A 12871-nucleotide genomic window follows, 5' to 3' on the forward strand; every position below is an offset into this window, starting at 1 on the left:
GGGCGGGGCCCGAAGGCCCCGCCAGTCAGTCTTCGAGAGGGGAGAGATGGGCTTCGATCTGCCCGCGCAGCTGCTCGTAGCGCACGGGCAGCTTCAGCGCCTCGCCGAGATGGGCCGTATCCTCGTCCCGGTCGAAGCCGGGTTCGTTGGTCGCCACCTCGAACAGCACACCGCCCGGCGTGCGGAAGTAGATCGCCCAGAAGTAGTCGCGGTCGATCACCGGCGTCACCTGATAGCCCGTATCCAGCAGCGCCTTGCGCACCTCCGCCTGTGCTGCCCGGTTCTCCACCGCGAAGGCGATGTGATGGACGGAGCCCGCCCCCAGATGTGCGCTGGAGGCCGAGGGCAATTCTTCCAGATCGATCCTGTCGGCGCCGTTGCCGCCGGGGATCGCGAAGCGGGTCAGGTTGCCCCGCGCGTCGACCTGCTCATAGCCCATGTAACGCAGCAGCTCGGCCGTGGCGCCGGCGTTGCGAAGGCGCAGGCGTGCGCCATGGAAGCCGCGGATCGCGGTATCCTCGGGCACCTCGCCGCCCGTCCAGGGCGCACGCGCATCGCCGTCCGTCTCGACGAGGGCGAAGGCGTCGTCATCGGGGCCGAGGAAGCGCAGGCGCCGGGCGCCGAACGCCTCGTCCCGCGCCAGTCCCGCCGCGCCGCTGTCCGTCAGCCGCTGCTGCCAGTAGCCGAGCGAGTCCCTCGGCACGGAAAACTCCGTTTCGCCGACCTCGCCGGTGCCGGGCCGTCCGGGCGCGATGTGCGGAAAGGGGAAGTAGGTCATCACCGTGCCGGGCGTGCCCACCTCGTCGCCATAATAGAGGTGGTAGACGCTGGGCTCGTCGAAGTTCACCGTCTTCTTGACGCGGCGCAGGCCGAGCGTCTTCGTGAAGAACGCATTGTTGCCGCTGGCGCTCGCAGCCATGGACGTGACATGGTGCAGCCCCCTGATCTGCTTAAGCATTCCGATCCTCCAGTCCCCGCGCCCCGCGCGGGCATCCCGGGCGCCCAATGCGCCGGTCTTTCGTTGACCGTGATTTGGGCATCAATCGGCATGTTTGAAACAGAAAGGATGGAAATGCATCGTTTCCGGAATTTGAGGGGTACTTGCGGGCCGTCCGCCGGCATACGGGCGGCCCGCCGCCTGTGACGCAGCTCAGATCCAGGTCATCAGTTCCCTGGTTTCGATGATCTCGAACTGTTCGGCACCGATCTTTTCGACCGCGCGGCCGTCCGAAAGGGCGTAGGTGACCTGCGTCTCGCCGGCCTCGCTGCCGGTGTGCGTCTCGACGACCGTATAGACGACGCCGGTGTCGCCCTGCGCGCGGAAAGTCTTGGTGCGTGTGGTCTCGCTCATGATATGGCTCCGGTTCTTATGGCGTCACGGGTTCCTGATCGTGATCGGCCCGATGGGCGCGACGTTGGGAAGCGTCAGCGTGACATTGGCCGCGTCGGCTGGCGGGGCGGCGAAGCGCGCCTTCCAGTCGCCGACTCGTGGATTCTTCGTCGGGTCGTAGTTGAACTTGAGCTTGAGTTCGTCGGGCGCCGCAGGCTTGTCGTTCTCGCGCAGAAGCGGAAAGCGCGTGTCGCCCGCCGACAGGTAGATGGCGCCGTCGGCCACCTTTTCATAGATGGTCTCGCCCGAATAGCCGGCGTAGTCGGTCTCGAAGCGCAGCTCCACCGCCACCGTGTCGCCCTGCCGGACGGCCTTGCGGACGGTGGCCCACGCCTTTCCGCTTGCGGTCAGGGGCCTGGCCTCCTCTGCAGCGTGGGCGGGCAGGCCGATGGCGAATGAAATCAGGACAGTGGCCAGAAGGCCTCGGCGGAAGGACATGATCGGTCTCCGGGGAAGGGGGAGGGCCGCTGCGGGCGGCCCTCGGCGGATGATGGACGCGCGGTTCAGCGCCGGAGGCGTCAGATACCCGCATCCTTCGCCGGCACCTCGATGCCGAAGGCATTCGCGGCGGCGCGGAACACGTCGGTGTTGTCGACGTAGACGCGGTTTTCCTCCGGCACGTTGTAGGCGGCGAGGCCCGCATCCTTCTTCGCGGCCTTCACGAAGTAGCCGGCGCCGACGCCGTGCGCGTAGAGCGGCACCAGTTCGCGCGTGTGGTTGTCCGTGTTCCAACGCACCAGCGGAAGCGCGCCCGCACCCTGGCTGATGATCGGGCTATAGGCGTTGACGTTGGAGTCGGGGCCCTGCAGCAGGCCGTTGCCGTGGTCGGTGGTGACGATGACCAGTGTCTCGTCCCACGAACTCTTGTTCTCGACCCAGTCGGCGACCGCCTTGACCGCATCGTTGAAGTCGATCTGCTCCTCGATCAGGCGCGGCAGGTTGTTGGCGTGCGCGGCCCAGTCCACGGCACCGCCCTCGACCATGAGGAAGAAGCCCTTGTCGTTCTTTTCGAGCATGTTGAGCGCACCTCTGGTCATCGTCGTGAGATCGGGGGTGTTCTCAAGCAGGTTGCCGGCGGTGACGCCCGGGCGGTTGAACTGCAGCGTCTGGATGTTCTGCGCCGTGCCGATCACCTTCGACTTGCCCTTGAGGTCGAGCTTGCCCTCGGCGAGCGCCTCGAAATCGGCCCTGGTCTCGATGTGGGCGTAGTCGGTCGTGCCGCCGGTCAGGCGCTCCCACGTGTCCTTTCCGCCGACGAAGCGGAAGGCCTTGTCGTCGGGGTTCTCTACGTGGGTGCCGTCGCCCTTGTAATACGGGTGGCCGCTGCCAAGGACCACGGTGGCCAGGCCGCTGTCGACGATTTCCTTGGCGATTCCGACGTAGTCGTTGCGGCTGACGTTGTGGGCGAGGAAGCCGGCGGGAGTGGCGTGCGACCACTCGACCGAGGAGATGACGCCGAGCGAACGGCCGGACCCGACCGCGTATTCGCCGATGTGCTTCAGCTTTTCGCCGGTGTTCGACCAGTTGATCGCGTTGTTGTAGGTCTTGGTTCCCGAAGCGAGCGCCGTGGCGGCGGCGGCGCTGTCGGTGAAGTCGGCGCGGGCGTAGTCATAACCGGCGAAGAAGCCGGGGAAGCTGCCCAGATTGCCCTCAAACACGCTGTCAACCTTTGTATTATCCCACAGCTTCTCCGGATTGAAGGTCACCGCCCCCTCGCGGGTGTTGGTCGGTGTGTTGGAGGTGTTGAGCGGATAGGTCGAGGCGAAGACCTTGACGTCGAAATCGTCATAGACCTCGTGGCCGAGCGCGCCGTGGCGGAAGAAGCTCGCCGCGCGCCACGTCTCGATGCCGGCGCCGTCCGTGATCATCACGATGACGTTCTTGGCCTGCGGGCCCTTGGCTTGCGTGCCCTGCGCAAGGGCCGGGGCCACCATGGCGGAGGCGAGGCAAAGGCCGAGCGCAATGTTCTTGAGAAGGGTCATGATCGGTCTCCAGAAGCGGGGATGGACAGTCCATCGCTGTGGTTTTCGTATCGTAATAACATTGCAGAACGAAGACGCCGGAGACGGATACTGAATATGCACTCCGCATCTTTATTGCAGTTAATTCGCAATTGCATTTTTGGAAGATGACGCTATCTTTGATGGAAGAGGAAGGCGGTGTGCGTCTTCCGGAGATTGAAGATCCGCACGATGAACGCCGTAACGCCCCAACTTGTCGCAAGGGATGGCCGCAAGCTGGCCCGTGAAAACGCCGAAAGCCCGTTCGCCATATCGGGGCTGACGGTGAGCTATGGGGGCCGGCCGGCAGTCCTGTCGGTCGATTTCGTGACGCCGCCTGGTGCGATGGTTGCAATTATCGGTCCCAACGGGGCCGGCAAGTCGACGCTGATCAAGGCCGCGCTCGGCATCGTGCCGCGCCTGTCGGGTGAGGTGACGGCGTTCGGCCTGCCACGCGAGAAGGCAATGGCGCGAATAGCCTATGTGCCGCAGCGCGCCAGCGTGGACTGGGACTTCCCCGCCACCGTCATCGACGTCGTCATGATGGGCTATTACCGCAGGCTCGGCCTGTTCCGGTTCGCGGGCACGCGCCTGCGCCGCAGCGCGCTCGCCTGTCTGGAGCGCGTGGGCATGGCGGCCTTCGCGGACCGGCAGATCGGTCAGCTCTCCGGCGGCCAGCAGCAGCGCGTGTTCATCGCGCGGGCACTTGCACAGGAGACCGATCTCTACATCATGGACGAGCCCTTCGCAGGCGTCGACGCGGTGACGGAGCGCGCCATCATCGCGGTTCTCAAGGATCTCAAGGCGGCCGGCAAGACCATCATCTGCGTGCACCACGATCTCGGCACCGTGACCGAATACTTCGACCACGTGCTGCTGATCAACGTGCGCCGTGTCGCCGCGGGCCCGGTCGACGAGGTCTTTACAATCGATAACCTTCAGGAAACCTACGGCGGACGGCTGCTGACGGTCGAGAACGCCGGTGGCGTGGCGCCGGCGTCGCCGCAGGCGCTGTGAACGGGGGAACGCAATGCTCGATGCCTTCGTTGCCGCGCTTCTTCTGCAAGCGGGCTACAACACGGCGCTGGTGACGGCGGGCGCCGCCGTGCTCGGCGCCAGCGCGGGCGCCATCGGCGCCTTCATGCTGCTGCGCAAGCGCTCGCTGGTGAGCGATGCCATCTCTCACGCCACGCTGCCCGGGCTGGCGCTCGCCTTCATCGTCATGGCGCTGGCGACCGGCGACGGGCGGTTCATGCCCGGCCTGCTCGCGGGCGCCGCACTCAGCGCCGGCCTTGGCCTCGTCGCCGTGGAATGGATCACGCGCCGCACGCGCCTCACCGAGGATGTCGCCATCGGCGCTGTGCTGTCGGTGTTCTTCGGCCTCGGCATCGTGCTGCTCACCGTCATCCAGGCGATGGACACCGGCCGGCAGGCGGGCATCAGCGGCTTCCTGCTCGGCTCGACGGCCGGCATGCTGCGCAGCGAGGCGGAGGTGATCGCCGTCGCCGCCACGCTCACCGGCCTCGCCATCTTCGTTCTGCGCCGGCCGCTGACGCTGGTGTGCTTCGATCAGGAATATGCCGCCACGCAGGGCGTCAACGTGCGGGCGACCGACCTTGCCACGATGGCGCTCGTGCTCGCCGTCACAGTCATTGGGCTCAAGGTGGCGGGGCTGGTGCTGATCGTGGCGCTCACCATCCTGCCGCCGGTCGCGGCGCGCTTCTGGACCAACCGCGTGGAGCGGATGGTGCTCATCGCCGCCGCCATCGGCGCTGTCGCGGCCTATCTCGGCGCGGTCGTCTCGTCGCTGGGGCCGGGGCTGCCGACGGGCGCGCTGATCGTGCTCGTATCGTTCGCGATCTTCCTGTTCTCGCTGGTGTTCTCGCCGCTGCGCGGGCTTCTCGCCGGGCAGATGACCACGCTCGCGCTGCGCAAGCGCGTGCACGAGCGTCAGGGCCTTCTGGCGTTGGCGCGCGACGAGCCGATCTACGATCCATTGACGCTCAAGGTGCTGCGACAGGCGGGCTATATCCGCGCGGACGGCGCGGCCACGCTCGAAGGGCGCTCGGCGGCGCTCGCGGCAACCCGCGAGGAAGCGCTGTGGGGCCTCTATCGCAAGCTGTTTCCCGACCAGGCCCTGAATGCCGACTACCACGGCCTCACCCCGATCAACGAGGCGCTGCCGCCGGATGTGGTGCGCGACCTCGAACAACGCTGCAACCTGAGGGCGGCCTGACATGGGCGCGGATTTCGTGATGCTGGGTCTGGTGCCGCTGGTGGTGGGCGTGCTCACCTCCGTGGCCTGCGCGCTGCTCGGCAATTTTCTCGTGTTGCGTCGGCAGGCGCTGATCGGTGATGCCGTGAGCCATGTGGTCCTGCCGGGCATCGTGCTGGCCTATCTCGCCACGGGCACGGTGGCTGCGGGCGCGATGCTTCTCGGGGCAGGGGCGGCGGCGATCGCCGCGCTGGTGCTGATCGAGATCGTCCGTCGCGCCGGGCGTATCGAGCCGGGGGCGGCGATGGGCGTGGTGTTCACGGCGCTGTTCGCGGCCGGCGTGCTGCTGCTCGAACAGACGGATACGGGCAAGGTGCATCTCGACGTGGAGCACGCGCTTTACGGCAATCTGGAGAGCATCGTCTGGTTCGCGGCGGACGGCTGGGGTTCCCTGCTCGACCCCGCTGCGCTGGCGGAGCTGCCGCCGCCCGTGTCGCGCCTGGCGCTGGCGCTCGCCGCCGTGATCGCCTTCATCGCCCTGTTCTGGAAGGAGCTGTTCATCGGCACTTTCGACCCCGGCTTCGCCGAGAGCGTGGGCGCACGCCCCGGCCTTACCGGTTTCGCGCTGGTGGTGATGGTGGCGGTTGTGGCGGTGATGGCGTTCGACGCCGTGGGCGCGATCATCGTCGTGGCCATGTTCATCTGCCCGGCGGGCGCCGCGCGCCTGATGACGGACCGGCTGCTGCCGCAGCTCGCATGGAGCGTCGCCTTCGCCACGGCTGCCGCCGTCGCCGGATACGTGCTTGCGGCCTACGGGCCGCTGTGGCTCGGCTTCGCGTCGAGCGTCAGCGCCGCCGGCATGATCGCCACGGTGAGCGGCGGGATTCTGGCGCTCGCCTGCCTTGTCGGCCCCAGGCGCCACCGCCGTGGTATGCAGGCGGCCGACGGCGGTGCTTGAAACCTGCGCGGAAGGGGCGTTATAGATCGAGCGGCGCGCGCGTGGGCGCGCCTCTTTCCCGGTGGGTCCCGTGATCGTCAGAACCTTCGATATCCGCGATGTCGCGCTCGTCATTCCCGACCGGTTCGGGGACGCGCGCGGCCATTTTTCCGAAACGTGGTCGGACCGGCGGTTTCGCGAGCAGGTGGCGGATGTCGGCTTCGTGCAGGACAACCAGTCGCTCTCCCGCCGCAAGGGCACGGTGCGCGGCCTGCACTTCCAGCGCCCGCCGGCGGGGCAGGGCAAGCTCGTGCGCGTGCTGGAGGGGGCGATCCTCGACGTTGCGGTGGACGTGCGCGCCGGCTCGCCCACCTACGGCCGGCACGTGGCCGCGCGGCTCGATGCGGCGGAGGGCGCGCAGCTCTGGGTGCCGGAAGGGTTCCTGCACGGTTTCTGCACGCTGGAGGACGACACGGTCGTCGCCTACAAGGTCACGCGCTATTACAGCGCCGAGCACGATGCCGGCGTCGCCTTCGACGATCCGGATATCGCCATCGACTGGCCGGTGACGCCGGCGGAAGCCATCCTTTCCGACAAGGACCGCAACCTGCCGCGCCTTGCCGATCTGCCGGCCCCTTTTGCGTGGACGGCGTGACATCATGACGCGCGCGCGCATCCTGGTGACGGGCGGGGCGGGCTTCATCGGCTCCGCCGTCTGCCGCCATCTTGTCCGCGAGACGCAGGCCGAGGTCGTCAACCTCGACAAGCTGACCTATGCCGGCAATCTCGCCTCGCTGCGGGAAATCGAGAACAGCCCCCGCTATCGCTTCATCCGCGCGGATATCTGCGACCGCGAGACGCTGGACGCGGTTTTCGCGCAGGTGCGGCCGGACGGTGTGATGCATCTGGCGGCGGAAAGCCATGTCGACCGCTCCATCGATGCCGCGCGCGACTTCATCGACACCAACATCGTCGGCACTTTCACCCTGCTGGAGGCCGCGCGGGCGTATCTGGCGAAGGCGGATGCCGCCACGCGCGACGCCTTCCGCTTCCTGCACGTGTCGACCGACGAGGTTTACGGTTCGCTCGGCGCGGAGGGGCTGTTCAGCGAGACGACACGCTACGACCCGTCCTCACCCTACTCGGCGTCCAAGGCGGCTTCCGACCATCTGGCGATCGCCTGGCAGCGCACCTACGGCCTGCCGGTGGTGCTGTCCAACTGCTCCAACAACTACGGGCCGTATCACTTCCCCGAAAAGCTCATTCCGCTGATGATCCTCAACGCGCTCGGCGGCAAGCCGCTGCCCGTCTACGGGGCCGGCGCGAACGTGCGCGACTGGCTCTTCGTGGAGGATCATGCGCGCGCACTGTGGCTGATTCTCAACGAGGGACAAGCCGGCGAGAAGTACAATGTCGGCGGGCGCAACGAGCGCACCAATCTTGAGGTCGTCCATGCCATCTGCGCCATTCTCGACCGCCTCGTGCCCGTCGGCGCGCCCCACGCGCAGCTCATCCGTCATGTGGCGGACCGGCCTGGCCACGACCTGCGTTACGCCATCAACGCATCGAAGCTGGAGACGGAACTCGGCTGGCGTGCGCGGGAGACGTTTGACAGCGGCCTTGAACGAACCGTGCGCTGGTATCTCGATAACGACTGGTGGTGGCAGCCGCTGCGGGAGAACGTCTATGCCGGGACGCGGCTCGGCCTGACAGGGGGAGCGGGCTGATGCGTATCGCCGTGACCGGACGAGACGGACAGGTCGCCACCGCGCTCGCGGAGATTTGCGAGAGGACGGGTGCGGCGCGCGGCATCGAGATCATCCGTCTCGGCCGGCCGGAACTCGATCTAGCCGAGCCAGGCACCGTTCAGGCGGCGCTCGCGCAGACGCGGCCCGATGCGATCGTCAACGCCGCAGCCTTCACGGCGGTCGACCTCGCCGAGACGGAGGCCGAGGCCGCCTTCGCCGTCAACGCGGCTGGCGCGGGCGCTGTGGCGGCGGCGGCGCGTGCGCTGTCCGTGCCGGTCATCCAGCTGTCCACGGACTACGTTTTCGACGGCAGGAAGCCGTCGCCCTATCGCGAGGACGACCCGACCGGACCTGTCAGCATCTACGGCAAGTCGAAGCTGGCGGGGGAACAGGCGGTGGCGGCGGCGACGCCCGATCATGTCATCCTTCGCACGGCCTGGGTCTATGCGCCCTACGGCAAGAACTTCGTGCTCACCATGCTGCGGCTTGCGGAAACGCGCGACGAATTGCGTGTCGTCGCCGACCAGCACGGCTGCCCCACCTACGCGCCCGACATCGCGGAGGCGCTCGTCGCCGTGGCCGCGAACCTGCTGGCGCGCCCCGGCGACGCCGACCTGCGCGGGATATTCCATCTCACCGGCGCGGGCGAGGCGACATGGGCGCAGCTGGCGGAGGAGACCTTCGCACTCGCCCGGCAGTTCGGCGGCAGCGGGGCAAGGGTGACGCCGATCACGACGGCCGAGTATCCGACGCCGGCGCGCCGGCCGCAGAATTCCCGCCTCGACGGCACGAAACTGGCGCAGCTACACGGCGTTCGCCTGCCCGATTGGCGGCAGTCGCTGGCGCGATGCGTGGCGCGGCTGTACGGCGCCGCTTGAAAACATTCCGCTTGACGGGTTTTCGAACCGAAAAAGTGGTATCCACTTTCTCTGAAAACGCTACGGAGAGTCGGCTTCATGAAGGGTATCGTTCTGGCAGGCGGCTCGGGAACGCGGCTGCATCCGCTGACGCTGGTGACGTCGAAACAGTTGATGCCCGTCTACGACAAGCCATTAATCTATTATCCGCTGAGCGTGCTGATGCAGGCGGGCATCCGCGAGATCCTGATCATCTCGACGCCTTACGACCTGCCGCTGTTCCAGCGCCTGCTGGGCGACGGCTCGCAATGGGGGCTGCAGTTCTCCTACGCCGCGCAGCCTAGCCCGGACGGGCTGGCCCAGGCCTATGTCATCGGCGCGGATTTCGTCGCCGGCGGCCCGTCGGCGCTCATCCTCGGCGACAACATCTTCTACGGCTCCGGGATGCAGAAACTGCTCGGCGAGGCGGCGCGGGAGACAGCAGGCGCCACCATCTTCGCCTACAATGTCAGCGATCCGGAGCGCTACGGCATCGTGTCGTTCGACCGGCAGGGCATGGCCGAGACCATCGAGGAAAAGCCGAAGCGGCCGCGCTCCAACTGGGCGGTGACCGGGCTCTACTTCTACGACGCGCAGGTGGTCGAGATCGCAGCCGGGCTCAAACCGTCGCAGCGCGGCGAGTTGGAAATCACGGACGTCAACCGCGCCTATCTGGAGCGCGGGCAACTGAGAGTGCGCAAGATGAACCGCGGCTATGCCTGGCTCGACACCGGCACTCACGACAGCCTCATCGATGCCGCTATGTTCGTGCGCACGCTGGAGACGCGGCAGGCACAGCGCATCGCCAGCCCCGAGGAAATCGCCTACAGAATGGGGCTGATCGACCGCGAGGCGCTGATCCGGCTGGGCGAGGCATTGGGCAAGAGCGGTTATGGCCAGTATCTCATCCAGATCGCCAACGAGGATTGAACGGGTGAGCGAAGGAGCAGGTCATGACAGAGTTTACACCACTGGCCTCCCTGATCGGCGGCGCGCTGATCGGGCTTTCGGCTGTGTTGTTGATGGCGCTCGAAGGGCGCATCGCCGGCATCAGCGGCATCGCCAGCCGGCTGCTGCCTCCCATCGATGAGCGCTTCGCGGCGCGCCTCGCCTTCATTATGGGGCTCGTCGCCGCGCCTTTCGCGGTGGAGGCTGTGACCGGCGAGCCCGTGTTGCAGACGGTGTCGTCGAATATTCCGCTCATGATCGCGGCGGGGTTTCTCGTCGGCTTCGGCGCGGTGCTTGGCGGCGGCTGCACCTCCGGGCACGGCGTCTGCGGCCTGTCGCGCCTGTCCGTGCGCTCGTTCGTCGCAACCCTCACCTTCATGGCGACGGCCTTTGTCACCGTGTTCATCCTGCGCCACGTCATCGGGGGGTAACGGGATGTCCGTTGTCATCAACCTGCTGCTCGGTCTGCTGTTCGGCGTCGGCCTCGTGATCTCCGGCATGGGCAACCCGGCCAAGGTGCTGAACTTTCTCGATCTCGCGGGAACGTGGGACCCCTCGCTCGCCTTTGTCATGGGTGGCGCGGTCGTCGTGGCTTTCGTCGGCTATCGCCTTGCCTTCCGGCGTGATCGGCCGTTGTTCGACGCTGCGTTTCACCTGCCGGCGAAAAAGGATGTCGACCGCCCGCTGGTGACGGGGGCGGCGCTGTTCGGCATCGGCTGGGGACTCGGCGGCTTCTGCCCCGGCCCCGCCTTCGTGGCGATCGGCCTGGCGCAGCCGGGCACGCTCGTCTTCGTTCCCGCCATGCTGCTCGGCATGTGGGCGGCGCGCAGGTTCGCGCAAAAGCTTGCGTGACCCTGCCATTAAGGCAGTTTGCACTCAAGTCGATCCATCGAATTGAGTGCAAACTGTTAATCTGAGCCTTACACGGCCGTATAACCGCCGTCGACGGTCAGCGCCGCGCCGGTGATGAAGCGGGCCTCGTCGGAGACGAGGAACAGGATTGCATTGGCGACGTCGATGGGCTCGCCCAGATGGCCGATGGGATGCTTGGCGCCCATCAGCTTGAGATAGGCTTCGAGCCCGCCCTCGCCGCGGCTGCCGAGTTCCTTCACGAGTGGCGTCAGGATGGTGCCCGGGTGCACCGAATTGACGCGGATGTTGTCGCGGCCGTAGACGACGGCGTCCTGTTTCGACATCAGCGTGACCGCGCCCTTGGCGGCATGGTAGGGCGTCAGCTCATGCGAGCCGATGAGGCCGTAGATCGACGACAGGTTGACGATGGCGCCGCCGCCGTTCTTCTGCAGATGCGGAACGGCGTGTTTGGTGGAAAAGAACACGCCTTTCACATCGACGGCGAATACCGCGTCCCACTCCGCCTCGGTGATCTCGTGGGTGGGCTTGTCCACGCCCGTGACGCCGGCGTTGTTGACGAGAATGTCGAGCTTGCCGAAGGCAGTGACGACAGCGTCCGTCGCCGCTTTGACCTCGCTTTCGACGGCGACGTTGACTTTCCAGAAGCGGGCGACGTTGCCCTCCGCCTCGATCAGGCGCACGGTTTCCTGCCCATCGGCTTCCGTCAGGTCAAAAATGGCGACATTTGCGCCATGGCGCGCCAGCACGAGCGCGGTCTCGCGCCCGATGCCGGCCCCCGCGCCGGTGACGATGGCAACCTTCCCGGCGACGCGGGCATCTGCGGCTTGCGTGGCATTGACGGACATGGCCGTGAACCTCCGATCGTACGCCCTCGGGCGCGGGTAGCAGGATCGGGTCAGGCTAGGGTCGGGTGCGTCATCCGGCAATGACGCCCGTCAAAAGGCCGGCGCGGCCGTCACTGCGCGGCGGTTGCGAAGGTGGGCGGCGTGGTGCCCAGCGAAACCCAGCGCGTGGGGTTGAGGTTCGCCTGCCGCTTCACGAAGCGATAGCCGGTGTCCGCCCAGTTCAGGATGCGGTTGCGCTTGTTGTCGAGCACGAAATCGCCGCGATCGGTGCGCACGGTCAGCACGGCGTGGCCGGCGTTCTCAAGGTCCCGCACCACGGTGATCATGAGGGCGGCGAGCGGCAGGCCCGCATCGTGCAGGAGCTTGCGCTTCATCAGGACGTAATCCTCGCAGTCGCCGTAGCCGTCGTCGGGCAGGTCCCACGATTCCGCCACGCCCCAGTGGTCTTCGTCGGACAGGGGGGAGACGGCGGCATTGACGTCGATGTTGATCTTGAGGATCAGCGCCCAGATGCGGGCGTCCAGCGCCACGCTGCCGGGGCGGTCGTCACGCACGCGGCAGGCGGCGGCGTTCTTGCGGCAGAATTCCTCCCAGCCGATGGGGTGGGAGGTGAGGCCCGTTTCCGTCTGCCACGCCTCCTGTGAGACGGGCGTCGCCGGCAGGCGCGTCTTCGCCTCTGCGTCGCCGGCGGCGAATGGCAGGACAAGCGCGAGACAGAGGGCGGCGGCCGCAGCGCGGAGGATGACACGGAACACGATGAAACCTCATCATTAACGTTCCGTTAGCTTTGATCATTGTCGCCGCCGAGGCAAGACAGGTTAACGTGCGTTAACCCTCTTCGTCCGGCAGCAAAGCCGGCGCATCGGGCGCGGACAGCTGCGGATTGACGCAATATTGCCTTATTCGTCAGCGTGTTGAGGCGATCGGCGGGCAGACGCTCCGCATTAACCTTAACGAAAGGTTGATGCCCCTGCATCCGCGCGCCGGGGCGTTCCCCACCTGCCGGCACGCCAGCGGCA

Annotated in this window: 15 protein-coding genes; 9 read left to right on the forward strand and 6 right to left on the reverse strand. The window is 66.9% G+C overall.

The features are described 5' to 3' along the window. Positions 1-25: 25 nt before the first annotated feature. The 4 genes from ACFFJ7_RS14425 to ACFFJ7_RS14440 all read right to left on the reverse strand — a co-directional run bounded on the left by ACFFJ7_RS14425 (position 26) and on the right by ACFFJ7_RS14440 (position 3372). Entirely contained in the window at positions 26-958 is a 933-nt protein-coding gene (locus ACFFJ7_RS14425) for a ring-cleaving dioxygenase (protein WP_166952052.1), read from the reverse strand. Positions 959-1150: 192 nt separating this feature from the next. Further along, a complete protein-coding gene (locus tag ACFFJ7_RS14430) occupies positions 1151-1351 on the reverse strand; it encodes a hypothetical protein (protein WP_166952050.1) in 201 nt (66 codons plus the stop codon). 24 nt (positions 1352-1375) lie between these two features. Next, positions 1376-1828, reverse strand: coding sequence for a hypothetical protein (locus ACFFJ7_RS14435; protein WP_377593227.1), 453 nt, complete (start codon positions 1826-1828; stop codon positions 1376-1378). Positions 1829-1908: 80 nt separating this feature from the next. Next, positions 1909-3372 (reverse strand): alkaline phosphatase, encoded by a 1464-nt coding sequence (locus tag ACFFJ7_RS14440; protein WP_377593228.1) that lies wholly within the window; start codon positions 3370-3372, stop codon positions 1909-1911. 210 nt (positions 3373-3582) lie between these two features. On the opposite strand from ACFFJ7_RS14440, the gene ACFFJ7_RS14445 reads away from it, so the two are divergent. From ACFFJ7_RS14445 to ACFFJ7_RS14485, 9 genes are all read left to right on the forward strand, one after another. Further along, complete coding sequence (locus tag ACFFJ7_RS14445; RefSeq protein ID WP_377593230.1) at positions 3583-4407, forward strand: metal ABC transporter ATP-binding protein; 825 nt, start codon at positions 3583-3585, stop codon at positions 4405-4407. A gap of 13 nt (positions 4408-4420) precedes the next feature. After that, a complete protein-coding gene (locus ACFFJ7_RS14450; RefSeq protein ID WP_377593233.1) occupies positions 4421-5626 on the forward strand; it encodes a metal ABC transporter permease in 1206 nt (401 codons plus the stop codon). Between the two features lies 1 nt (position 5627). Next, positions 5628-6563 carry a metal ABC transporter permease gene (locus tag ACFFJ7_RS14455; protein ID WP_377593236.1) on the forward strand — a complete coding sequence of 312 codons (936 nt, stop codon included), beginning with the start codon at positions 5628-5630 and terminating at the stop codon, positions 6561-6563. Between the two features lie 70 nt (positions 6564-6633). Beyond that, complete coding sequence (gene rfbC, locus ACFFJ7_RS14460) at positions 6634-7197, forward strand: dTDP-4-dehydrorhamnose 3,5-epimerase (RefSeq protein WP_343042552.1); 564 nt, start codon at positions 6634-6636, stop codon at positions 7195-7197. A gap of 4 nt (positions 7198-7201) precedes the next feature. Beyond that, a complete protein-coding gene (gene rfbB / locus ACFFJ7_RS14465; protein ID WP_377593239.1) occupies positions 7202-8269 on the forward strand; it encodes a dTDP-glucose 4,6-dehydratase in 1068 nt (355 codons plus the stop codon). Next, positions 8269-9168, forward strand: coding sequence for a dTDP-4-dehydrorhamnose reductase (rfbD, locus tag ACFFJ7_RS14470; RefSeq protein WP_377593242.1), 900 nt, complete (start codon positions 8269-8271; stop codon positions 9166-9168). The genes rfbB and rfbD overlap by 1 nt, the downstream gene beginning before the upstream one ends. 78 nt (positions 9169-9246) lie before the next feature. After that, a complete protein-coding gene (gene rfbA / locus ACFFJ7_RS14475; RefSeq protein WP_166952030.1) occupies positions 9247-10116 on the forward strand; it encodes a glucose-1-phosphate thymidylyltransferase RfbA in 870 nt (289 codons plus the stop codon). A 23-nt stretch (positions 10117-10139) separates the two neighbouring features. Continuing rightward, positions 10140-10565, forward strand: coding sequence for a YeeE/YedE family protein (locus ACFFJ7_RS14480; RefSeq protein WP_377593244.1), 426 nt, complete (start codon positions 10140-10142; stop codon positions 10563-10565). A gap of 4 nt (positions 10566-10569) precedes the next feature. Further along, entirely contained in the window at positions 10570-10986 is a 417-nt protein-coding gene (locus ACFFJ7_RS14485) for a DUF6691 family protein (protein ID WP_377593245.1), read from the forward strand. A 68-nt stretch (positions 10987-11054) separates the two neighbouring features. On the opposite strand, the gene ACFFJ7_RS14490 is transcribed toward ACFFJ7_RS14485, so the two are convergent. Together ACFFJ7_RS14490 and ACFFJ7_RS14495 are read right to left on the reverse strand one after the other, a co-directional pair. Then, entirely contained in the window at positions 11055-11852 is a 798-nt protein-coding gene (locus ACFFJ7_RS14490; RefSeq protein WP_166952021.1) for an SDR family NAD(P)-dependent oxidoreductase, read from the reverse strand. 110 nt (positions 11853-11962) lie between these two features. Then, positions 11963-12607 carry a transglutaminase-like cysteine peptidase gene (locus ACFFJ7_RS14495; RefSeq protein ID WP_343042550.1) on the reverse strand — a complete coding sequence of 215 codons (645 nt, stop codon included), beginning with the start codon at positions 12605-12607 and terminating at the stop codon, positions 11963-11965. Between the last annotated feature and the right edge of the window lie 264 nt (positions 12608-12871).

Origin of the sequence: Pseudochelatococcus lubricantis, assembly GCF_042432495.1 — a bacterium.
GTDB classification, from domain to species: Bacteria; Pseudomonadota; Alphaproteobacteria; order Rhizobiales; family Beijerinckiaceae; genus Pseudochelatococcus; species Pseudochelatococcus lubricantis.

Coding starts and splice junctions, on each gene's coding strand:
- ACFFJ7_RS14425 (WP_166952052.1), bottom strand. CDS start 958: ATGCTTAAGCAGATCAGGGGGCTGCACCATGTCACGTCCATGGCTGCG.
- ACFFJ7_RS14430 (WP_166952050.1), bottom strand. CDS start 1,351: ATGAGCGAGACCACACGCACCAAGACTTTCCGCGCGCAGGGCGACACC.
- ACFFJ7_RS14435 (WP_377593227.1), bottom strand. CDS start 1,828: ATGTCCTTCCGCCGAGGCCTTCTGGCCACTGTCCTGATTTCATTCGCC.
- ACFFJ7_RS14440 (WP_377593228.1), bottom strand. CDS start 3,372: ATGACCCTTCTCAAGAACATTGCGCTCGGCCTTTGCCTCGCCTCCGCC.
- ACFFJ7_RS14445 (WP_377593230.1), top strand. CDS start 3,583: ATGAACGCCGTAACGCCCCAACTTGTCGCAAGGGATGGCCGCAAGCTG.
- ACFFJ7_RS14450 (WP_377593233.1), top strand. CDS start 4,421: ATGCTCGATGCCTTCGTTGCCGCGCTTCTTCTGCAAGCGGGCTACAAC.
- ACFFJ7_RS14455 (WP_377593236.1), top strand. CDS start 5,628: ATGGGCGCGGATTTCGTGATGCTGGGTCTGGTGCCGCTGGTGGTGGGC.
- rfbB (WP_377593239.1), top strand. CDS start 7,202: ATGACGCGCGCGCGCATCCTGGTGACGGGCGGGGCGGGCTTCATCGGC.
- rfbD (WP_377593242.1), top strand. CDS start 8,269: ATGCGTATCGCCGTGACCGGACGAGACGGACAGGTCGCCACCGCGCTC.
- rfbA (WP_166952030.1), top strand. CDS start 9,247: ATGAAGGGTATCGTTCTGGCAGGCGGCTCGGGAACGCGGCTGCATCCG.
- ACFFJ7_RS14480 (WP_377593244.1), top strand. CDS start 10,140: ATGACAGAGTTTACACCACTGGCCTCCCTGATCGGCGGCGCGCTGATC.
- ACFFJ7_RS14485 (WP_377593245.1), top strand. CDS start 10,570: ATGTCCGTTGTCATCAACCTGCTGCTCGGTCTGCTGTTCGGCGTCGGC.
- ACFFJ7_RS14490 (WP_166952021.1), bottom strand. CDS start 11,852: ATGTCCGTCAATGCCACGCAAGCCGCAGATGCCCGCGTCGCCGGGAAG.